Genomic DNA, 20627 nt, shown 5'->3' with positions numbered 1-20627 from the left:
CCGGTGCGGTGCTCCGGTGCGGGCCTCGGTCCGTGCCGGGTGCGCCAACGGTCCGGGAACCTGGCCGAGGAACCGATCCCGGCCTGCAGGACGCAGCGGGAGCCGGTCCCGCGAGCCCGGGACGGCGGGGGCTGTCGGGCGGGCACCGCGGCGTGGTCGGGCGGACACCCTGGTCCGACGTGGCACGATGGGTGCCGATGTCCTCCTACCAGGCCCGAGGCCGCGCCGCCCACGACGACTCCCCGGCGGTGGGTCGTCCGGTCCGGGTGGACCGGCGCACCAAGGACCTCACCAAGCGGCTGCGCCCCGGCGACCTGGCGGTCATCGACCACGCCGACATCGACCGGGTCAGCGCCGAGGCACTGGTCGCCTGCCAGCCCGCCGCCGTGCTCAACGCCGCGCGCTCGACCACCGGCCGCTATCCCAACCTCGGCCCGCAGATCCTCCACGACGCGGGCATCCTGCACGTCGACGACCTGGGCCCGGAGGTGATGGCTCTGGCCGAGGGGACCCGGGCCGAGATCGTGGGCGGCGCCGTCGTCGTCGACGGCCGTCAGGTCGCGTCCGGCACCGTGCAGACCGCGCACACCATCGAGGCCGACCAGACCCGCGCCCGGATCGGGCTGTCCCACCAGCTGGAGGCCTTCGCGGCCAACACCATGGAGTACCTCAAGAAGGAGCGGGCACTCCTGCTCGACGGGGTCGGCATCCCCGACATCCACACCCCCATCAAGGGCCGGCACGTCCTGGTCGTGGTCCGCGGCTACCACTACAAGGAGGACCTGCGGACGCTGCAGCACTACATCCGCGAGTACAAGCCGGTTCTCATCGGGGTGGACGGCGGGGCCGACGCGCTGCGCGAGATCGGCCGACGGCCCGACCTGATCGTGGGCGACATGGACTCGGTCAGCGACGAGGCCCTGCGCTGCGGCGCCGAGGTCGTGGTCCATGCCTATCGCGACGGCCGCGCCCCCGGCCTGGAGCGGGTGCGCTCCCTCGGGGTGGAGCCGGTCGTCTTCCCGGCCACCGGGACCAGCGAGGACATCGCCATGCTCCTGGCCGACGACGCCGGCGCCGAGCTCATCGTCGCGGTCGGCACGCACGCCACGCTCGTGGAGTTCCTGGACAAGGGGCGAGCCGGCATGGCGAGCACCTTCCTCACCCGGCTGCGCGTCGGCAGCAAGCTCGTCGACGCCAAGGGCGTGTCCCGGCTCTACCGGTCGCGGATCTCCGCGGCATCGCTCGTCTTCCTCGTCCTCGCCGGCCTCCTCGCCCTGACCGCGGCGCTCGCCGCGACACCGGGTGGCCAGGCCATGCTCCAGGCCGTGTGGGCACGGTGGGACGACGTCGTCTCGTGGCTCGGGAGGCTGCTGACATGATCGACTTCCGCTATCACCTGGTCTCGATCATCGCCATCTTCATGGCGCTGGCCGTCGGGATCGTCCTGGGCGCCGGCCCCCTCAAGGAGGACATCGGGGCCACCCTCACCGCCGAGCTGACCAAGCTGCGTCAGGACAAGGTGGTGCTCAACGACCAGCTGACCCAGAGCCGCAAGAACGTCGCGGCCGGCCAGGCCTATGCCACGGCCACCCGGTCGGAGGTCCTCAAGGACCGGCTGTCCGGCCGTCGCGTCGACGTCGTCGTCGCCGCCGGGGCGGACGAGCCCACCGTCGGTGCCGTCCAGTCCGCTCTCGTCGACGCCGGGGCCACCGTCCCCGCGGTGGTGCGGCTCGACGAGCAGTGGACCCACCCCGAGACCTCCGGCGACCTGGCCGCGACGGTCTCGGACCTCGCGCCCACCCTCGGGCTCAAGGTCGACGCCGTCCCCGCCGAGCAGCTGCCCGGGACGGTGCTCGGCCGGGCGCTGCTCACGAGCCCCGCCAAGGACGGCTGGAACCGGCAGGGCCCGGCCGCGCCGGCCGCGCAGAACGCGCTCTCGGTGCTGCGCTCCAAGGGCCTGCTCAGCCTGCGGGGGACCGCCGCCGATCCCGCCACCCTCGTGGTCGCGGTCGCGGCGCCCATGACCCGTGCCGGGACCCAGCCCACCGACCCGCAGGCCCAGGCCTACGCCGGCCTGGTCCAGGCCCTCGACCTGGTGGGGGAGGGGGCGACGCTCGTCTCCCCGAGCCGCCCTGCGGAGGACCCGGACAGCACCAGCGCCGCCGCCGTGATCAGCGCGGTCCGCAACAACCGGGCCGTGGCGGCCGCCGTCACGACCGTCGACGACGCCGACCTCGCCATGGGTCAGGTCGCCACCGTCGTCGGGCTCCAGGGCCAGCTCACCGGCGACGCCGGGCGGTACGGGACCGGACCGGACGCCGAGGCCGTCGTGCCCGAGCTGACCCGCTGACCACCAGGCCGCTGCCCGCAGCCCCTGACCCGTCCGCAAGGCCACCGCCGCACCCGCAGCAACCCTCGAAGGAGATCCGTCCGATGACCACCCGCGCCGCACCCTCCCCGGCATCCGTCCTGATCGCTGCGGGGTGCGCCCGGGCTGCGCTGGCTGGGCTGCGCGCCGCCCAGCCCGGCGGCCGGGAGATCTGGGACCGCACCAACCACGCCGGCCGGACCGTGAGCCTGCTCGAGGGCCCGGCCTGGGCGCTCGGGGCGCTCGGCGGGCTGCTCATCGCCGGGGGACGCGGCGGGACGGCCGGGGCCCTCGCGGTCGCGGGCGCGGCCGCGGTGGGCGCGCTGGACGACCACGTCGGGACCACGACGGTCAAGGGACTGCGGGGCCACCTCGGCGCACTGCGACAGGGGCAGGTGACCACCGGCGTCCTCAAGATCGTCGGCCTCGCCGCCACCGGCCTCGCCGCCGTCACGGTCCTCGACGCCGCCGAGGACCACGGTCCGGGGACGGGCACGCTCCTCGGCGGCGCGGTGGTCGCGGCCGCCGCCGACCTGGCCAACCTGTTCGACCTGCGTCCCGGCCGCGCGCTGAAGGTCGTCCTGCTCACCACCCCCCTCGCCGCATGCGGGGGCGCCCAGGCCCGCGGCCTCGCCGCGGTCACGGCCGGTGCCTGCTGCGCGCTGCTCCCCGAGGACCTCGCGGGGCGGACGATGCTCGGGGACACCGGCGCCAACGCCGCGGGAGCCCTCGCCGGGCTCGCCGCCGTGGCGGGACGGGGCCACCTCGCCCGCGCGACGACGCTCGCGGTGCTCGCAGGGCTGATCCTGGCGAGCGAGCGGGTGAGCTTCACCGCGGTCATCGCCCGGACCCCCTGGCTGGACGCGGCGGACCGGTGGGGCCGCAGCAGGTGACGGGCCGGGCCGCCCGCAGCCTCGCGGCCGCCGGGGCCGTCGTCGCCGTCCTGACCCTCCTGAGCCGGGTCGTCGGCCTCGGTCGGTGGCTGGCGTTCTCCCACGAGGTGGGGGCCGGGTGCGTAGGCAGCGCCTACGCGACGGCCAACACCGTCCCCAACGTGCTCTACGAGGTCGCCGCCGGCGGAGCCCTGGCCGCCGTGGCGGTCCCGCTCGTCGCCGGTCACCTGGCCCGCGAGGACGACACGTCAGCCGACCAGGTCGTCTCGGCGCTGCTGACCTGGGCCCTCGTCGTGCTCGTCCCCGCGGGCGTCCTCCTCGCGCTGCTGGCCGACCCGGTCGCGGGAGCGCTCACCGGGCCCGGCGGGTGCGCGGGGCAGCGCGAGCTGGTGACCCGGATGCTGTGGTGGTTCGCGCCGCAGATCCCGCTCTACGGCATCGGCGTCGTCGCGGCCGGGGCGCTGCAGGCCCGTCGCCGCTTCACCTGGCCGGCCCTCGCCCCGCTGCTGTCCAGCCTGGTCGTGATCGCCGCCTACCTCACGTACGGCGCGCTGACGCGACCGTCCGAGCCGTCACCTGCACCCGGCGCCCTCGTCGCCCTGGCCGGTGGGACCACGCTCGGGGTCGTCGCCCTGAGCCTGCCGCTGCTCGTCCCGCTGGTGCGTGACGGGGTGCGGCTGCGGCCCACGCTGCGGCTCCCGGCCGGGGAGGCGGCCCGGGCCCGGGCGCTCGCGGGCGCCGGGCTCGTCGCGCTGCTCGCGCAGCAGGCCGCGGTCCTCGGCACCGTGTGGCTGGCCCAGCACCGCGGCGGCGTCGGCGCGCTGAACGCCTACCAGTACCTCCAGGCGGTCTACGTCCTGCCTCATGCCGTGCTCGCGGTGCCCGTGGCCACGGCGGTCTTCCCGGCGCTGTCGGGCGCCCCGCACGCACCGGGGGCACCGGGCGAGGCGGACCCCGCCGTGGCCGCCCGCCTGTCCGGGGCGCTGCGGGTCGTCGTCGCTGCCGGGTCGCTCGGGGCGGCGGTCCTCGTGGGCACGGGTCCGACCGTCGGGCGGTTCTTCGCCACGCTCGACGCGAGCCGCCACCAGGCGCGCGCCGCCCACCCGGCCGATCACGCCATCGACCTGGCCGCCACCATCGGCCCGGGCCTGACGTCCTTCGCGCCCGGGCTCGTGGGCCTCGGGCTGCTGGCGCTGCTCACGCGGGCGACGTACGTCCGGGGGCGGGCGCGGACGGCGGCGGGCTGGACCGCGGCGGGGTGGACGCTCGCCCTCGTCATACCGCTGCTCGTGACCAGGCCAGGGGTGGGGGCGGCGTCGGTGCTCGTCGCGCTCGGGGTCGGCAGCTCGGTGGGGATGACGGTGGCCGCCCTGGGCCTGCTCGCCGCCGTCCGCGCCACCTGGGGAGCGGCCGGCGTGCGCGGCGTCGGTCGCGCGCTGGCGGGCGCCCTCCCGGCCGTGACCTTGGGGGGCCTGGCCGGACGGGCGCTGGGCACCGTGCTCCCTGCCCCGATCGGCGCCTGGGCCGCGGTCGCGACCGGGTTCGCCTGTGCCGCAGCGGCGTCGGTCATCTGGGCCCCGGTGGTCCGGGTGGTGGACCGGGAGTCCGCCCGGACCCTCGTCCGCCGGCTGAGTCGGGCGCGCGGCTGACCCTCGGCCCGTGATGGGATGACGCCATGCGCATCCTCCTCGTCATGGGCACCAGCTCCGGCGGCATGGGCCGTCACGTCCACGGTCTCGTGCAGGGCCTCGTCGCCCGCGACCACGAGGTCCTGGTGGCCTGCCCGCAGAGCGCGGACGAGCACTTCGACTACTCAGGGACCGGCGCCCGCGTCGTGCACCTGCCCATCTCCGACCGCCCCCACCCGGCCAACGACATGCGCGCCCACGCGACCCTGCGGACCCTGATCGAGGGTGCCGAGGTCGTGCACGCGCACGGGCTGCGCGCCGGCGCCCTGTGCTCCCTGTCCCGGGTCGGCCACCAGGCGCCCCTGATCGTCACCTTGCACAACGCCACCCCCGACAGCTCCTGGCTGGGTGGGGTCTACAACACCCTGGACCGGCTGGTGGCGAGCAAGGCCGACCTGGTGCTCACGGTCAGCCGCGACCTGGAGGAGCGCCAGCGTCAGCTGGGGGCCCGCCGGGTCGAGCACGCGGTCATCCCGGCCCCGCCGTTCCCCGACCAGGTCGCCGACCGCCGCTCGGTGCGCGCGCGCCTGGGGGTCGCCGACCAGACCCGGCTGGCCGTGTGCGTCGCCCGGCTGACCCGGCAGAAGGACCTGCCCGTCCTCCTCGACGCCGCGGCCCGCCTCAAGGACGACCCCGACGTCCGCTGGATGATCGCGGGTGACGGACCGCTGCGCCACGACCTGGAGACCGACATCGCCGAGCGCTCCCTGCCCGTCCAGCTCCTCGGCGACCGACGGGACGTGCCCGACCTCCTGGCGGCCGCCGACGTGGTCGTCTCCAGCGCCCAGTGGGAGGGTCAGCCCCTCGCGCTGCAGGAGGCACTGGAGGCCGGCGCCGCCATCGTGGCCACCGACGCGGGCGGCACCGCGGCCGTCGTCGGCTCCGGCGGCATCCTGGTGCCCGTCGGCGACGACGACGCCCTCGCCCGCGAGGTGCGCCGCGTCCTGGACGACCCGGCGCTCGCCGACGACCTGCGGGCTCGGGCCCGGGCGCGCGCCGCGGCCCTGCCCACGGTGGACGACGCCGTCGACGCCGCGCTGGGGCAGTACGCCCTGTGCCTGGAGGACGTGCGCAACCGCGACCGCGCCCAGGTGTGACGGCCCGGCCCGCGGCGGTATGACGGGTCCCGGTCCCGTCGACGTGCCTGGTCCCGTCGGTCTCTCAGGCCCCGTCGGCCTGCTCGGGCCAGCCGTCCGCGGGTGGCCGTGACGCCCGGCCGCGGCGGTCCGGGAACCGCCCGCAGGGCGCGGCATACCGCCGAGAAAACCGAGGTCACGACGCCATGACGTAGGATCGAACTCCGTGGTGGACACCAAGCACATCTTCGTGACCGGAGGCGTTGCCTCTTCGCTCGGCAAGGGCCTTACGGCCTCCAGCCTCGGACACCTGCTCCGCGCACGAGGACTGCGCGTGACGATGCAGAAGCTCGACCCCTACATCAACGTCGACCCCGGCACGATGAACCCCTTCCAGCACGGCGAGGTCTTCGTCACCGAGGACGGGGCCGAGACCGATCTGGACATCGGCCACTACGAGCGCTTCCTGGACGTCAACCTCGTCGGCCGCGCCAACGTCACGACCGGGCAGGTCTACAACAACGTCCTGGCCAAGGAGCGGCGCGGGGAGTACCTCGGCGACACCGTCCAGGTCATCCCGCACATCACCAACGAGCTCAAGGACCGGATGCGCGAGCCGGCGACGCTCGGCAAGGACGCGCCCGACGTCATCATCACCGAGATCGGTGGCACCGTCGGGGACATCGAGTCGCTGCCCTTCCTGGAGGCGGCCCGGCAGATCCGCCACGAGATCGGCCGGGACAACAGCTTCTTCCTCCACGTCTCGCTGGTGCCCTACCTCGCGCCCAGCGGGGAGCTCAAGACCAAGCCCACCCAGCACTCCGTGGCCGCGCTGCGCCAGGCCGGCATCCAGCCCGACGGGCTGGTGCTGCGGGCCGACCGCGAGCTGCCCGAGGGGATCAAGAACAAGATCTCGATGATGTGCGACGTGGACCGCGAGGGCGTGTGCGCCTGCGTGGACGCCCCGTCGATCTACGACATCCCCAAGGTCATCCACCGCGAGCAGCTCGACGCCTACGTCATCCGCCGACTGGGGCTGAAGTTCAAGGACGTCAACTGGCGCGACTGGGACCAGCTCCTGCAGCGGGTGCACAGCCCGGCTCACGAGGTCGAGATCGCCCTGGTGGGCAAGTACATCGACCTGCCCGACGCCTACCTGTCCGTCACCGAGGCGATGCGCGCCGGCGGCTTCCACCACGACGCCAAGGTCCGGATCCGGTGGGTGGCCTCGGACACCTGCCAGACCCCCGACGGTGCCGAGGCGGCGCTGCGCGGCGTGGACGCCGTGCTGGTGCCCGGCGGCTTCGGCGTGCGCGGCATCGAGGGCAAGCTCGTCGCCCTGCGCTGGGCCCGCGAGCAGAAGGTCCCGACCCTGGGCATCTGCCTGGGCCTGCAGTGCCTGGTGATCGAGTACGCCCGGGACGTGGCCGGGATCGAGGGCGCGTCGTCCTCGGAGTTCGACCCTGGCACCCCGGCCCCGGTGATCGCGACCATGGCCGAGCAGAAGGCCTTCGTCGAGGGGGCGGGCGACCTGGGCGGGACCATGCGGCTCGGTGCCTACCCCGCCAAGCTGGTCAAGGACTCCGTCGTCGCCCAGACCTACGGCTCGGTCAAGGTCAGCGAGCGCCACCGTCACCGCTACGAGGTCAACAACGCCTACCGTGAGCAGCTGGAGAAGGCCGGGCTCGTCTTCTCCGGGACCTCCCCGGACGGGACCCTCGTGGAGCACGTCGAGCTGCCCCGCGAGGTGCACCCCTACTATGTCGCGACGCAGGCGCACCCGGAGTTCACGTCCCGCCCGCACCGGGCGCACCCGCTCTTCGCCGGGCTGGTCGAGGCGGCGCTGCAGCGGCGCGGGGTGACCTCCACCGCCGCCAAGCCCGCGCGCAAGGCCTGAGCCGGTATGTCGGACCACGACTTCCGGGGCACGCCGGTCGCCCGGGGCGAGGACCTGCGCGACCGCATCGAGCCCCGCCCGGTGCTCGCCACCCGGACCCTCCACGAGGGCAAGGTCTTCGACCTGGTCGCCGAGGAGGTCGACCTCGGCGAGGCCGGTCGGGTGGTGCGCGAGTTCCTGCGCCACCCGGGCGCGGTCGCGATCCTGGCGCTCGACGCCGACGAGCGGGTGTGCCTGATCCAGCAGTACCGCCACCCGGTCGGCGCCCTCGACTGGGAGATCCCCGCGGGCCTGCTCGACGTGGCGGGCGAGGACCCGGCCGCGGCCGCGGCGCGCGAGCTGCACGAGGAGGCCGACCTGCGGGCCGCCCGCTGGGACGTCCTCGTGGACTTCTGGACCACGCCGGGCGGCAACGACGAGGCGATCCGGATCTTCCTGGCGCGTGACCTGTCGCCCGTCCCCGAGGAGGAGCGGCACGAGCGCGAGGACGAGGAGCTCGGCATGCCCGTGGCCTGGCTCGGCCTCGACGAGGCCCAGCAGGCGGTGCTCACCGGCCGGCTGCACCATCCCTCGGCCTGCCTGGGGATCCTCGCGGCCCATGCGGCGCGGGCCGGTGGCTGGGCGGCCCTGCGTCCGGCGGACAGCCCCTGGCCCGAGCACCCGGCCCACCGGTGAGCGGGACGGCCTTCGGGACCGCCCGGCCGCCGGCGCCGGGGGAGTGCCCGTGCGGCAGCGGCTCGGCATACACCGACTGCTGCCGTCCGCTGCACCTGGGACGCCGGGCCGCCGCGTCGCCGGAGCAGCTCATGCGCTCGCGCTACTCGGCCTTCGTGGTCGGTGATGCGGACTACCTGCTGCAGACCTGGGACCCGCTCACCCGACCCGGCGAGCTGCGTCTGGACGGCCGGGAGTGGTCGGGGCTGCGGGTGATCCGCGCCTCCGGCGACGTGGTGGAGTATGTCGCGAGCTCGTCCGTGGGTGGGCGCCGGCAGGAGCTGCACGAGGTGAGCCGCTTCCGGCAGGTGCTCGGGCGGTGGGTCTACGTCGACGGCGACTTTCCCGACTGACCCGGCCCCGCGCCGTGCCCGCCGACCACCGGTGAGCACCCGTGCACCGCAAAGGTGTTCGGATCTGGCAGGATCGGCTGCGGCGTGACGCCGGGTCACGCGGGGAGCAGACCGCCGGTCGTCGGCGGACGAGGAGCGGTGCGTCGTGATGGGTTACAACCACGCCACCCTGGCCACCGGGCTGGGGATCCTGGCGCTGCCGGCCGTGCAGCTGCCCAGCATCACCTCCCAGGTGGCATGGGTGCTGTGCTGCACGGGGATGGGGCTGTTCCCCGACTGGGACAAGGACGGGTCGCACGTCTCCCGGATGTGGGGCTGGCCCAGCCGGATGATCGCCCGCGGCATCAACGTGCTCTCCGGCGGGCACCGCTGGGGCACCCATGACGTGGTCCTGTGCCCGATCGCCTGCGCGGCGCTGCTGACCCTCGCCGCCCGGCACCCGCTGTCCCAGATCGCCGCGATCGCCGTGTGCATCGGCCTGGCGGTCCGGGCGTGCATCGCCAAGCGGCTCTGGCGCGTCGGCGAGGTGATGACCGCCGCCGTGTCGTGGGGCGGCGCGTGGCTCCTGGTGCGTGACGGGCACGGCGCCGTCGTCGACTGGCTGCCGGCTGCGGCCGCGGTCGGGATCGTGGCGCACGCGCTCGGTGACGTGCTCACCGAGGAGGGGGTGCCCGTCCCGGTCGTCTGGCTGTGGCGCAAGCAGCGCGTCCACCTGGAGCTCTTCGTCACCAACAGCCCCGTGGAGCGCCGGGTGGTCGCCCCGGTGCTGTCCGTCCTGGTGGTGCTGGCGGCCTATCAGGTCAGCGGGATCCGTTCCTGGGGCGGGCTGTGGGACGCGCTCGCGCACCTGGGCCGGTCCCTGCCCGTGGCCTGAGCGCCGCTCGGGTCGTCCGGGCGGCAGGGGATCAGTCGCCGACGGCCTCGCCCGCCAGCGCCTTGGCGGCCACCCGCTCGTCCTCGGCGACCTCCCAGACCTCGTGGGCGGCCGTGAGGTTCAGCGCGATGACCAGGACGCCCAGAGCCAGGTCCGGCCAGCCCGATCGGGTCCACGCCGTGACCGCGCCCATGACGACGATCGCCGCGTTGACGATCACGTCGTTGCGCGCGGCCAGCCAGGCGGCGGCGGTCAGCGACCCGCCGTGGGCGCGGTAGCGGGCCAGGATCACGGTGCACACCGCGTTGACCAGCAACGCGCCGCCGGCGGTCAGGACCAGCGCGGGCACGTCCGGCGCCGCCGGGTGGCGGACCTTGTCGACGGCCTCCCAGCCGGCGGCGAGCGCGGGGACGCAGATGATCGCCGCCATGACCTTGCCGGCGACCGAGCGGGCCCGCAGCGACCACCCGAGGGCCAGCGCGATCAGCAGGTTGACGCCGGCGTCCTCCAGGAAGTCCACCGAGTCCGCGAGCAGCGAGACCGAACCGATCGCGACGGCCACGGCGGCCTCCACGACGACGTAGGCGAGGTTGAGGCCGGCGACGAGGAGCACCACCCGGCGCAGGGCCGAGGCGGTGGGCGGCGCGGGGGAGGGCGGGCTGGGGCAGGGCACGGTCGGCATACCCGGAATTGTCGTGCAGGGGGACAGCAGGGAGTCCGTAGGATGGTCCGGTGCGCCACGACCGGCGCCCGCGTCACCCAAGAGAACAGGATCCATCGTGCTTCGTACCCACGAGGCAGGCACGCTGCGTGCCTCCCACGCCGGACAGACCGTCACGCTCACGGGCTGGGTCGCCCGTCGGCGCGATCACGGCGGGGTGGCCTTCCTGGATCTGCGCGACGCGAGCGGCGTCGCCCAGGTCGTGGTCCGCGACGAGGTCCTCGCGGCCGGTGACGCGCACGAGCTGCGCAACGAGTACGTCGTCAAGATCGTCGGCGAGGTCCGCGAGCGCCCCGAGGGCAACGCCAACACCGACCTGCCCACCGGCCAGATCGAGGTCGTGGCGAGCGAGATCGAGGTGCTCAACCCGAGCGCCCCGCTGCCCTTCCAGATCGACGAGCGCGTGACCGTCGGCGAGGAGGCCCGCCTCAAGCACCGCTACCTCGACCTGCGGCGCCCGGGCAAGAGCGCCGGCGCGGCCCTGCGGCTGCGCTCCCAGGTCAGCGCCGCCGCCCGCAAGGTCCTCGGCGAGCGCGACTTCGTCGAGATCGAGACCCCGACCCTGACCCGCTCCACGCCCGAGGGCGCCCGCGACTTCCTCGTGCCCGCGCGCCTCGCCCCTGGCTCGTGGTACGCCCTGCCCCAGTCGCCGCAGCTGTTCAAGCAGCTGCTCATGGTCTCCGGCATGGAGCGCTACTACCAGATCGCCCGCTGCTACCGCGACGAGGACTTCCGCGCCGACCGCCAGCCTGAGTTCACCCAGCTCGACATCGAGATGAGCTTCGTCGAGGAGGACGACGTCCTCGAGCTCGGTGAGGCGCTGGCCAAGGAGATCTGGGCGCTGATCGGCGTCGACCTGCCCACCCCCTTCCCGCGGCTCACGTATGCCGAGGCGATGCGGCGCTTCGGCTCCGACAAGCCCGACATGCGCTTCGGCAACGAGCTGGTGGAGTGCACGGAGTTCTTCACGGACACCACCTTCCGCGTCTTCCAGGCGGAGTACGTCGGGGCCGTCGTCATGCCCGGCGGCGCCTCGCAGCCGCGCAAGCAGCTGGACGCCTGGCAGGAGTGGGCCAAGCAGCGCGGCGCCAAGGGCCTGGCCTATGTCCTGGTGCAGGACGGCGGCGAGCTGGGCGGCCCGGTCGCCAAGAACCTCACCGACGCCGAGAAGGCCGGCCTCGCCGACCACGTGGGCGCCAAGCCTGGCGACTGCATCTTCTTCGCCGCCGGCGCCACCAAGGCCGCACGCGCCCTGCTCGGGGCCGCGCGGCTGGAGATCGGCAGGCGCTGCGACCTGATCGACGAGTCCGCCTGGTCCTTCCTGTGGGTCAACGACGCGCCGCTGTTCGAGCCCACCGCCGACGCGCAGGCCGCGGGTGACGTGGCGGTCGGCGGCGGCGCCTGGACCGCCGTGCACCACGCCTTCACCTCACCCAAGCGGGAATTCCTGGACACCTTCGACACCGACCCGGGGCCGGCGCTCGCCTATGCCTACGACATGGTGTGCAACGGCAACGAGATCGGCGGCGGCTCGATCCGTATCCACCGTCGCGACGTCCAGGAGCGCGTGTTCCAGGTCATGGGCCTGTCCCAGGAGGAGGCGCAGGAGAAGTTCGGCTTCCTGCTCGACGCCTTCGCCTTCGGCGCCCCGCCGCACGGGGGCATCGCCTTCGGCTGGGACCGGATCGTCATGCTCCTCGGTGGCTACGACTCGATCCGCGACGTCATCGCCTTCCCCAAGTCCGGCGGCGGCTACGACCCGCTGACCGAGGCGCCCGCCCCGATCACGCCCGAGCAGCGCAAGGAGGCGGGCATCGACGCCAGGCCCGCCGCGCCTCAGGGCGAGCCGGCCACCCTGGACACCAGCGCCGTCGCCCCGACGACGTCGTGACCTCCCGGCGGCCGGGTCCGACCGGGCCCGGCCGCCGGTGCGTCCGAGCCGCCCGCCCGGCATACCTCTGCCTGTCCAGGAGCTGCCATGACGAGTCCCCTCCAGGTCCTGCTGCTGGACGCCGACGGGGTGCTGCAGTACCTCCCGCCGGCGTGGGCCGAGCAGGTGCTCGGCGACCCGGCCTGGCCTGGTCTGGACGCGCTCCAGGAGGTGGAGGCGCCGTTCCTGCGGGGTGAGCGGCACGACGGCTTCCCGGAGGCCGTCGAGCAGCTGCTGCGCGAGCACGGCTGCGCGGTGACGCCGGAGGAGTTCTTCACCCCCTGGTCGGACATCACCGCCGAGCCGCGTGCCCTCGAGCTGGTGCGCCAGGTGCGGTCCCGGGGCGTGCGGGTCTACCTCGCCACCAACCAGCAGGCCATGCGGGCGGCCGTGATGCGCGAGCGGCGGTTGTACGACGACCACGTGGACGGCGGGTACTACTCCTTCGAGCTCGGCGTGACCAAGCCGAGCTGGGACTACTTCGACCACATCGTCCGCGACCTGCGGGTGGCTCGGGACCGGGTGCTCTTCGTGGACGACACCGCGGTCAACGTCGCCGGGGCGCGGGCGGCCGGGCTGCGGGCGGCGCACAAGCCGTATGCCGAGGGGGTGGCCGGGCTGGAGCGGGTGCTCCGGTGGCACGGCCTCCTCTGACCCCCAAGACCTGGGGGTGGCCGGGTCCGACGGGGCCACCCGGCCGCCGAGCCCCGTGACTGCGGTCACCCCGAGGGCAGCAGCGCGCAGCTGTGCCACCGCTTGTCCGCGACGTAGCCGAGCGAGGTGTACAACGCGCGGGCGACGTCGTTGCCGGCATACATGCCGAGCGTGGAGACGGGCTCGTGCGCGAGGACGTCACGGGTCAGCGCGGCCGTCATGGCCCGGCCCAGCCCCTGGCCGCGGTGGGTGGCCGCGACGATGATCCCGGACAGGTGCGCGGTGCCGCTGGACAGCCGGTGCAGGGCCGCGCACGCCACGATCCGACCCTCGTCGCGCACCCCGACCCAGCGCTCGCTGCGCCCGGTGCCGGGGTAGCCCTCGGACAGCGGGTTCTCCCGGTCCGCGAGGGCGGTGAGCTCGGCGGCGTCGGCCTGGTCGTCCAGCTCCACCAGGCGGTCCTCGGCGCTCGTCCGGGGCGGTATGACGTCTGTCGCGAACCAGTCCCACCCGTCACCGCCGGTCGTGAGGTGCCTCCCGGTCAGCAGGGCGGCGTGCTCCCGGGGGACGGTGACGTGGTCCAGGGCGGGGGAGAGCTCCCCGGCGTCCGCGAGGCCGTCGAGCAGGTCGGCGAGGTCCGGCGCCGGGCCCCAGGCCGTGAGATTGGCCTTGCCCGAGTGGCTCTCGCGCAGGTAGCCCACCGCGCGGCCCTGCGCCCAGGCTCGGTGCGGCTGCTCCGGCACGGCGAACCGGGCGAAGACGTCGCCCGGCCCGACGACGGCGAGAAGCTCGTTCCTGGAGGAGAGAGGGCGCACTGCTGGGCTCCTGACTGGTGCTGGCGGCGGGTGGGCTCGAAGGAGGTCTGAGGGTCCGTGGCGGCTGCATCACGTGGCGCGGCCGTGAACTCACGCAGCGGTCCCCGACGGACGTGAGGGCCCGGCCGCGCGTGGCGGTCCGGACCCTCACGGTCAGGCGTCGAGCAGGGGTGGGGTCACCAGCCCTGCTGCTTGTTGGCATTGTCGGCGATGGCCCGGGCCTCGCGCACGTCCGACGGCTCGCCGCGGTCCGGGCGGAAGGAGCGGGCGGCCTGGTGGTCCGGGTCGTCCTGCTCGTCGCCCAGCCCGACCTTCTCGGCCACCTTGTGGATCAGGTCGCCGACACGCGAGTGGTGCTCCACGGTGCGCGTGGCGCCGTCGGTGACGAGAGGGCTGCCTCCCGGCAGCTCGGAGGCCACCTCGGCGCCGGTGGCCACGAGCACCTCGGGGAAGTGGCAGGCGCTGCGGTGGCCGTCGGAGCCGTCGGGCCGGGTGACGAAGTCCGGGGACTCGGTCTTGCAGATCTCCTGGGCCTTCCAGCACCGGGTGTGGAACCGGCACCCCGCCGGCGGGTTGGCGGGGGACGGGACGTCGCCCTGCAGGACGATCTGCTCCCGCTTGCCGCGCAGCGTCGGGTCCGGCACCGGCACGGCAGACATCAGCGCCTGCGTGTAGGGGTGCGTGGTCCGCTCGTAGATCTCGTCCTCCGTCCCCAGCTCGACCATCTTGCCGAGGTACATCACGCCGACCCGGTCGGAGATGTGACGCACGACCGACAGGTCGTGGGCGATGAAGATGTAGGACAGACCCAGCTCGTTCTGGAGCTTCTCCATGAGGTTGACGACCTGGGCCTGGACGGAGACGTCCAGGGCCGAGACCGGCTCGTCGCAGATCAGCACCTTGGGGTTGAGCGCGATGCCGCGCGCGATCCCGATCCGCTGCCGCTGCCCTCCGGAGAACTGGTGGGGATAGCGGTTGATGTGCTCCGGGTTGAGCCCCACCAGGTCGAGGAGGTCCTGGACCGCCTTGCGCCGGCCGCCCTTGGGCACCACGTCGGGGTGGATCTCGAAGGGCTCCCCGACGATGTCGCCGACCGTCTTGCGCGGGTTCAACGAGGTGTACGGGTCCTGGAACACGATCTGGATGTCGCGACGCAGCTTGCGCATCGCCGAGCCGGACTGCTTGTAGACGTCGACGCCGTCGAAGTCGAGCGTGCCGGAGGTGGGCTCCTCGAGCCGCATGATGAGCCGGCCCAGGGTGGACTTGCCGCACCCGGACTCACCCACGATGCCCAGGGTCTCGCCCTTGAGCAGCTCGAAGGAGACTCCGTCGACGGCCTTGACGTGACCGGTGGTCGTCCGCAGCAGGCCCCCGCGGATGGGGTAGTGCTTGACCAGGTCCTTGGCGACGAGGATCGGCTCAGCCATGGAGGACCTCCTGGGAGAAGTGGCAGGCGGACAGCCGACCGGGGGCGACCTCGAGCAGCGGAGGGCGCTCCTGGCGGCAGATGTCCTGCGCGTAGCGGCAACGGGGGTTGAAAGCGCAGCCGGAGGGGATGCGCATCAGGTTGGGCGGCAGACCGCCGATGGCGGAGAGGGTCTCGCCCTTCTGGTCCAGGCGCGGGATCGAGTCCAGCAGTCCCTTGGTGTACGGGTGGGCGGGCTTGCCGTAGAGCTCGTAGACGTCCGCCTGCTCGACGATCCGCCCGGCATACATCACCGCGATGCGGTCGGCCACGTCGGCCACGACACCGAGGTCGTGCGTGATCAGGATGAGCCCCATCTGGCGCTCCTCCTGCAGCTCCTCGAGCAGGTGCATGATCTGCGCCTGCACGGTCACGTCCAGGGCCGTGGTCGGCTCGTCGGCGATCAGCACCGCCGGGTCCAGCGCGATGGCCATGGCGATCATGATGCGCTGGCGCATACCGCCCGAGAACTGGTGCGGGAAGGACTTCACCCGCTCCTTGGCGGCCGGGATCTGCACCCGCTCCATCAGCCGGACGGCGTTGGCGATCGCGTCGGACCGGTTCATGCCCCGGTGCTGCCGGAACATCTCGGCGATCTGCCAGCCCACGGGGAACACGGGGTTCAGCGAGCTCAGCGCGTCCTGGAAGATCATCGAGATCTCGGGGCCGCGGACGTGCCGGCGCTGGTCCTCCGGCATCGTCAGCAGCTCCTGCCCGCAGTAGCGGACCGAGCCCTGGGGGATCTTGGCGGGGGGCATGTCCAGGATGCCCATGATGGCCTGGGCGGTGACGGACTTGCCGGAGCCGGACTCGCCGAGGATGGCGAGGGTCTCGCCCTGGTCCAGCGTGAAGTTCACGCCGTTGATGGCCTTGGCGACGCCGTCCGGGGTGTGGAACTCGACGTGGAGGTCCTCGACGTCGAGGAGTCGCCCGTCGAGGGGCTGGTAGGCGGAGGTGCCCTCGGCGGGCGCCGGGCGCCGGTGGGAGGTGGTGGTCATGGAAGGTCAGCCCCTCATCGCGTCTTGGGGTCCAGGGCGTCACGGATGGCGTCACCCAGGAGGATGAAGGCCAGGACCGCGAGGCTCAGGAACAGGCTGGGGAAGAGCAGGAGGTGGGGTGCCGTCCGGACCATGTCGAGGGCGTCGGAGATCGCGACGCCCCACGAGATGGTGGGCGACACGAGCCCGATGCCGAGGAAGGACAGCGCCGCCTCGGTGGCGATGTAGGCGCCCAGGTTGATCGTGGCGACGACGATGACCGGTGCGACGGCGTTGGGGAGGATGTGCCCCAGGATGATCCGGCCGGGACGGGCACCCAGGGCCCGGGCCGCCTGCACGTACTCCAGGGACTTCACCTGCAGCACCGCCGACCGCATGAGCCGGGCGATGCTCGGCCAGCCGAAGACGGTCATCACGAGGACGACCTTGCCGACGACGGTCCAGTAGCCGCTGTTGGCGTCCGACGGGAAGGAGGCCATGAACAGGATGCCTCCGAGCAGCATCGGGATGGCGAAGAACACGTCGGTGACGCGCATGAGGACGGCGTCGAGCCAGCCGCCGAGGTAGCCGGCGAGGATGCCGAAGGTCGCCCCCACGAGGGTGGTGGCGATGGTGGTCAGCACGCCCACGATGATCGAGGCGCGGGCGCCGTAGATCGTGCGGGCGTAGATGTCCCGGCCCTGCTTGTCGGTCCCGAACCAGTGCTCCCCGCTCGGCGGCTTGCGGACCTGGCGCAGCGAGCCCGACTGGGGGTCGAGCTGGGTGAACAGCTGCGGCAGGATCGCCATGAGCAGAAACACGAGGATGAGCACCAGCGAGATCCAGAAGACCGGGCTGCGCCGGAGCATGCGCCAGGCGTCGGACCACAGCGAGCGGGCCTCGCCGTCGGACCCCTGCTGGGGGCCTGGCGCCACCTCGGCGGCGGCGACGGTGGCGGTGTTGGCGTCAGTCATGGCTGATCCTTGGGTCGAGCAGACCGTAGAGCAGGTCGATGAGCAGGTTGACGACGAGGAAGACCAGGACCAGCATCGTCACGGCGGAGACCACGGCGATGCCGTCGCGGTTGTGGATGCCCGTGAAGATGTAGCCACCGACCCCTCGGATGTTGAAGATGCGCTCGGTGATGATGGCGCCGCCGAGGAGGCCGCCGAAGTCGGCGCCCAGGAAGGTGACGACCGGGATCATCGAGTTGCGCATCGCGTGCAGGCCGATGGCCCGCTGCCGGGTCAGACCCTTGGCGATGGCCGTCCGCACGTAGTCGGCGCGGAGGTTCTCGACGAGGTTGGTGCGCATCAGGCGGGCGACGTAGGCGATCGACAGCGACCCGAGCACGAAGCCCGGCAGGATCAGGTCGTACAGCGTCGGGTCGTTGGCCGCCGTGACGGGGAACCACTTCAGCTTGACGCCCAGGAAGTACTGCAGGGTCGAGCCGATGACGAAGCTCGGGATCGAGATCGCCACGAGGGTGGACACCATGACCAGCTGGTCGATGAACCTCCCCTTGCGGATGCCTGCGAGGACACCGGCGGTCAGACCGATGAGGATCTCGAAGACGATGGCGATGCCGGCGAGCTTGGCGGTCACCACGTATCGCGTGGACAGGTCCTTGGCCACGGGGATGTTGTAGAAGTTCGTGCCGAGGTCGCCCTGGGCGAGCTTGCCCATGTACTTGCCGTACTGGACGACGAGCGGGTCGTCGAGGTTGTGCTCCGCGCGGAACTTCTCGATGTAGGCGGGGGAGCAGGGGCGTTCGCCGCACTTGCCGGCGGTGGGGTCGCCCGGGAGGGCGAACACCATGGCGAAGATCAGGAACGTCGCTCCGATGATCACCGGGATCATCTGCAGGATCCGGCGAATGATGTATTTGGTCACGACACCTCCTCAGGTGGTCGTGCCTGCGGCTGGGCCGCAGACGGCCCGGAGCGCGGGGCTCCGGTCGTGCCGCGACGTCCTGCGGGGCGAGAGGGGATGCTGCCGCCTGGCCCCAGGGGCGCCGGTGCACGGGATGGCTGGGTCTGGTCCCGGACGGGACCGATGGGAGAGCTGAGCTGCCCCGAGGCTAGCGCCTCCGGGAAGGACGCCCACCAGCGGGGTATGCCGAATCTGGCATACCTACGCATCGGCCGCGGGACAGGCGTGGGTGCCCGGCTCCCAGGAGCCGGGCACCCACGGTCTGGTGCTCACGTCAGCGCCGAGGCGCCGAGGATCACTTGAGGGTGACGCCCGCGTAGTCCGGCTTGCCGAAAGCCGTGATCTTGACGTTGGTGACCTTGTCGGACCAGCCGACGGTCGCCTTCGGGTACCACAGCGGGATCGACGGCATGGCCTCCTTGAGCATGCCCTCGGCCTGCTGGTACAGCTCGTTGGCCTTGGCCGGGTCGGTGGCCGCCGCGGCCTCCTTGAGCTTGGCGTCGAACGCCGGGTTGGTGTAGTCGCCGTCGTTGGAGGACGCACCGGTGGCGAAGATCGGGCTGAGGAAGTTCTCGATCGACGGGTAGTCCATCTGCCAGCCGGTGCGGAACATGCCCTTCATCTCGCGGCTCTTGACCTGGGTCCGGAAGGTCTTGAAGTCGACGACCGGAGTGGCGACGCAGTCGATCTGCAGGGCGTCCTTGATGGACTGGCAGGTCGCCTCGGTCCAGTCCTTGTGCGAGGCGTCGGCGTTGTAGGACAAGGTCAGCTTGCCCTTGAAGCCGCCGGCCTCGGCGAGCTTGGCCTTGGCCTTGGCGGCGTCGAAGGTGCAGTACTCGCCGCAGGCACCGGCCTTGTAGCCGTTGACGGTCGGGGACACCCAGCCGGTGGCGACGGTACGCGAGCCGTTGAACTGCGAGTCGATGATGGCCTGCCGGTCGATGGCCATGGAGATGGCCTGGCGGACCTTCGGGTTCTGGACCGAGGGGTCGGCCTTGGGGGAGGCGAAGGTCACGGAGGAGAAGCCGCCGTACTCCTTCTGCGCGTTGCGGTCCGGGAGGTCCTGCTTGTACTTGTCGCCGGTCAGGGCCGAGGTGGGGACCTCGTCCGTGACGTCCAGGTTGCCGGCCACCACGTCGTTGTAGGCCGCGGTCGAGTCCTGGTAGATCTTGAAGGTGATCTGGTCCACGCCGGGCTTGCGCGAACCCTGGTAGCTGGGGTTCTTCTTCAGGACGATCGACTGGTTCTTGGTCCAGCTGTCGACCATGAACGGACCGGCGCCGATCGGCTTGTCGCCGAAGGCCTTGGGGTCCTTGAAGAACGCGTCCGGCAGCGGGGCGAAGGCCGAGTAGCCGAGGCGCTCGGGGAGGTTGGAGATCGGGTCGGTGGTGGTGATCGTGAAGGTGTAGTCGTCCACGACCTTCAGGCCCGACATGGTCTTGGCCTTGGGGGTCGCGCCCTTCTCGGCCTGCAGGTCGGCGTAGCCCGCGATCGGCTCCATGAAGTAGGCGGCGCCCTGCGCGTTGGTCGACAGCGCGGTGTAGTTCCAGGCGTCGACGAAGTTCTTGGCCTTGACCTCGGTGCCGTCGGAGAACTTGTAGCCCTTCTTCAGCTTGACCGTGAAGACCTTGTTGTCCTTGGTCTCGATGGACTCGGCGATGTCGTTCTCCGGCTTGGCCGTGTCGACGTTGTAGTGCACGAGCCGGGAGGTGGTGGCGTCGATGACGTCGCCGCCGCAGGTCTCCGTGGTGGCGCCGGGGACGAGCGGGTTCTCCGGGTTGCAGCCGCGGACCGTGATCTGGCCGCCCTTGGCGCCGGAGCCCGCCGCGGCGCTGCTGCCGCCGGCCGACGAGGTGGTGGACTCGCTGGAGCCACCGCCGCACGCCGTCAGGAGGACGGCGGTCGCGGACAGGGTCGCGGTGAGGGTGAGGCGAGTGGTGGCTCGCATGGTGGTTGACCTCCTCGATGGGCCCGGTGATGGGACGGGCCGTGCTCTGGCCCTGGCGGATGGCGGCCAAGGCGGATCTCGGTCGGCGGGAGCGACGTTGCCCCCGGGACCGGCCGAGACCTTGGGCGTCACTCTAGGGCCGGAAGTGCTCAGGTCCAGATCAGGAACGGTGTCGATATCGTTTCGTGACCATGCGTGACGTCTCGATACACATGCACCACTTCTCCCAGGTTCGGCGCCGGTGGTGAGTCGCGGCGACCTGCAGGTCTGGGAGGATGGCGCGGTGGACGAGCCCGACCTGTTCAGCGGCGCCCGCGCGGCG

General features: G+C 72.6%; 18 protein-coding genes. 11 read left to right on the top strand and 7 right to left on the bottom strand.

Translation table 11 applies throughout. The annotated features are described in order from the left end of the window. The first annotated feature begins 197 nt into the window (after positions 1-197). From steA to ACK2IS_RS10115, 9 genes are all read left to right on the top strand, one after another. Complete coding sequence (steA, locus tag ACK2IS_RS10155; RefSeq protein WP_409483215.1) at positions 198-1379, top strand: putative cytokinetic ring protein SteA; 1182 nt, start codon at positions 198-200, stop codon at positions 1377-1379. Continuing rightward, entirely contained in the window at positions 1376-2350 is a 975-nt protein-coding gene (locus ACK2IS_RS10150) for a copper transporter (RefSeq protein ID WP_409483214.1), read from the top strand. Before steA ends, ACK2IS_RS10150 begins: the two co-directional genes overlap by 4 nt. Positions 2351-2433: 83 nt before the next feature. Then, positions 2434-3261, top strand: a complete 828-nt coding sequence (locus ACK2IS_RS10145; RefSeq protein ID WP_409483213.1) for a hypothetical protein — start codon at positions 2434-2436, stop codon at positions 3259-3261. Beyond that, the gene (gene murJ / locus ACK2IS_RS10140) at positions 3243-4910 is read left to right on the top strand and encodes a murein biosynthesis integral membrane protein MurJ (protein WP_409483212.1); all 1668 of its coding nucleotides are present in this window, start codon (positions 3243-3245) and stop codon (positions 4908-4910) included. Before ACK2IS_RS10145 ends, murJ begins: the two co-directional genes overlap by 19 nt. A 26-nt stretch (positions 4911-4936) precedes the next feature. Continuing rightward, entirely contained in the window at positions 4937-6046 is a 1110-nt protein-coding gene (locus ACK2IS_RS10135) for a glycosyltransferase family 4 protein (RefSeq protein WP_409483211.1), read from the top strand. A gap of 205 nt (positions 6047-6251) precedes the next feature. Beyond that, positions 6252-7922: a CTP synthase gene (locus ACK2IS_RS10130; RefSeq protein WP_409483210.1), complete on the top strand. Its 1671-nt coding sequence runs from the start codon at positions 6252-6254 to the stop codon at positions 7920-7922. Between the two features lie 6 nt (positions 7923-7928). Continuing rightward, entirely contained in the window at positions 7929-8597 is a 669-nt protein-coding gene (locus ACK2IS_RS10125) for an NUDIX domain-containing protein (RefSeq protein ID WP_409483209.1), read from the top strand. After that, positions 8594-8989 carry a YchJ family protein gene (locus tag ACK2IS_RS10120; RefSeq protein ID WP_409483208.1) on the top strand — a complete coding sequence of 132 codons (396 nt, stop codon included), beginning with the start codon at positions 8594-8596 and terminating at the stop codon, positions 8987-8989. Before ACK2IS_RS10125 ends, ACK2IS_RS10120 begins: the two co-directional genes overlap by 4 nt. Positions 8990-9137: 148 nt before the next feature. After that, a complete protein-coding gene (locus ACK2IS_RS10115) occupies positions 9138-9863 on the top strand; it encodes a metal-dependent hydrolase (protein WP_409483207.1) in 726 nt (241 codons plus the stop codon). Between the two features lie 31 nt (positions 9864-9894). Here ACK2IS_RS10115 and ACK2IS_RS10110 read toward each other — a convergent pair whose 3' ends face one another. Beyond that, positions 9895-10545, bottom strand: coding sequence for a cation transporter (locus ACK2IS_RS10110; RefSeq protein WP_409483206.1), 651 nt, complete (start codon positions 10543-10545; stop codon positions 9895-9897). Between the two features lie 97 nt (positions 10546-10642). Between ACK2IS_RS10110 and aspS the strand changes: the two genes are divergently transcribed. Together aspS and ACK2IS_RS10100 are read left to right on the top strand one after the other, a co-directional pair. After that, on the top strand, positions 10643-12475 hold the full coding sequence (gene aspS / locus ACK2IS_RS10105) for an aspartate--tRNA ligase (protein WP_409483205.1): 1833 nt from the start codon (positions 10643-10645) through the stop codon (positions 12473-12475). 87 nt (positions 12476-12562) lie between these two features. Beyond that, a complete protein-coding gene (locus tag ACK2IS_RS10100) occupies positions 12563-13168 on the top strand; it encodes an HAD-IA family hydrolase (protein ID WP_409483204.1) in 606 nt (201 codons plus the stop codon). A gap of 65 nt (positions 13169-13233) precedes the next feature. On the opposite strand, the gene ACK2IS_RS10095 is transcribed toward ACK2IS_RS10100, so the two are convergent. The 6 genes from ACK2IS_RS10095 to ACK2IS_RS10070 all read right to left on the bottom strand — a co-directional run bounded on the left by ACK2IS_RS10095 (position 13234) and on the right by ACK2IS_RS10070 (position 20305). Then, a complete protein-coding gene (locus ACK2IS_RS10095) occupies positions 13234-13983 on the bottom strand; it encodes a GNAT family N-acetyltransferase (protein WP_409483203.1) in 750 nt (249 codons plus the stop codon). Between the two features lie 176 nt (positions 13984-14159). Further along, positions 14160-15410 (bottom strand): ABC transporter ATP-binding protein, encoded by a 1251-nt coding sequence (locus tag ACK2IS_RS10090; RefSeq protein WP_409483202.1) that lies wholly within the window; start codon positions 15408-15410, stop codon positions 14160-14162. Then, entirely contained in the window at positions 15403-16446 is a 1044-nt protein-coding gene (locus ACK2IS_RS10085) for an ABC transporter ATP-binding protein (protein ID WP_409483201.1), read from the bottom strand. Before ACK2IS_RS10085 ends, ACK2IS_RS10090 begins: the two co-directional genes overlap by 8 nt. Positions 16447-16460: 14 nt before the next feature. Further along, entirely contained in the window at positions 16461-17399 is a 939-nt protein-coding gene (locus ACK2IS_RS10080; RefSeq protein WP_409483200.1) for an ABC transporter permease, read from the bottom strand. Then, on the bottom strand, positions 17392-18318 hold the full coding sequence (locus tag ACK2IS_RS10075) for an ABC transporter permease (RefSeq protein WP_409483199.1): 927 nt from the start codon (positions 18316-18318) through the stop codon (positions 17392-17394). The genes ACK2IS_RS10080 and ACK2IS_RS10075 overlap by 8 nt, the downstream gene beginning before the upstream one ends. A gap of 334 nt (positions 18319-18652) precedes the next feature. Next, positions 18653-20305, bottom strand: a complete 1653-nt coding sequence (locus ACK2IS_RS10070) for an ABC transporter substrate-binding protein (RefSeq protein ID WP_409483198.1) — start codon at positions 20303-20305, stop codon at positions 18653-18655. Positions 20306-20627: the final 322 nt, after the last annotated feature.

The organism is Arsenicicoccus dermatophilus, from assembly GCF_046267915.1.
Classification (GTDB): Bacteria; Actinomycetota; Actinomycetes; order Actinomycetales; family Dermatophilaceae; genus Arsenicicoccus; species Arsenicicoccus dermatophilus_A.
This window is presented reverse-complemented; position numbering and strand designations above follow the sequence as displayed.

Excerpts from the sequence above, each read along its gene's own strand:
- steA (WP_409483215.1), top strand. The coding sequence starts at position 198 with ATGTCCTCCTACCAGGCCCGAGGCCGCGCCGCCCACGACGACTCCCCG.
- ACK2IS_RS10150 (WP_409483214.1), top strand. The coding sequence starts at position 1,376 with ATGATCGACTTCCGCTATCACCTGGTCTCGATCATCGCCATCTTCATG.
- ACK2IS_RS10145 (WP_409483213.1), top strand. The coding sequence starts at position 2,434 with ATGACCACCCGCGCCGCACCCTCCCCGGCATCCGTCCTGATCGCTGCG.
- ACK2IS_RS10135 (WP_409483211.1), top strand. The coding sequence starts at position 4,937 with ATGCGCATCCTCCTCGTCATGGGCACCAGCTCCGGCGGCATGGGCCGT.
- ACK2IS_RS10125 (WP_409483209.1), top strand. The coding sequence starts at position 7,929 with ATGTCGGACCACGACTTCCGGGGCACGCCGGTCGCCCGGGGCGAGGAC.
- ACK2IS_RS10115 (WP_409483207.1), top strand. The coding sequence starts at position 9,138 with ATGGGTTACAACCACGCCACCCTGGCCACCGGGCTGGGGATCCTGGCG.
- ACK2IS_RS10110 (WP_409483206.1), bottom strand. The coding sequence starts at position 10,545 with ATGCCGACCGTGCCCTGCCCCAGCCCGCCCTCCCCCGCGCCGCCCACC.
- ACK2IS_RS10100 (WP_409483204.1), top strand. The coding sequence starts at position 12,563 with ATGACGAGTCCCCTCCAGGTCCTGCTGCTGGACGCCGACGGGGTGCTG.
- ACK2IS_RS10090 (WP_409483202.1), bottom strand. The coding sequence starts at position 15,410 with ATGGCTGAGCCGATCCTCGTCGCCAAGGACCTGGTCAAGCACTACCCC.
- ACK2IS_RS10085 (WP_409483201.1), bottom strand. The coding sequence starts at position 16,446 with ATGACCACCACCTCCCACCGGCGCCCGGCGCCCGCCGAGGGCACCTCC.
- ACK2IS_RS10080 (WP_409483200.1), bottom strand. The coding sequence starts at position 17,399 with ATGACTGACGCCAACACCGCCACCGTCGCCGCCGCCGAGGTGGCGCCA.
- ACK2IS_RS10070 (WP_409483198.1), bottom strand. The coding sequence starts at position 20,305 with ATGCGAGCCACCACTCGCCTCACCCTCACCGCGACCCTGTCCGCGACC.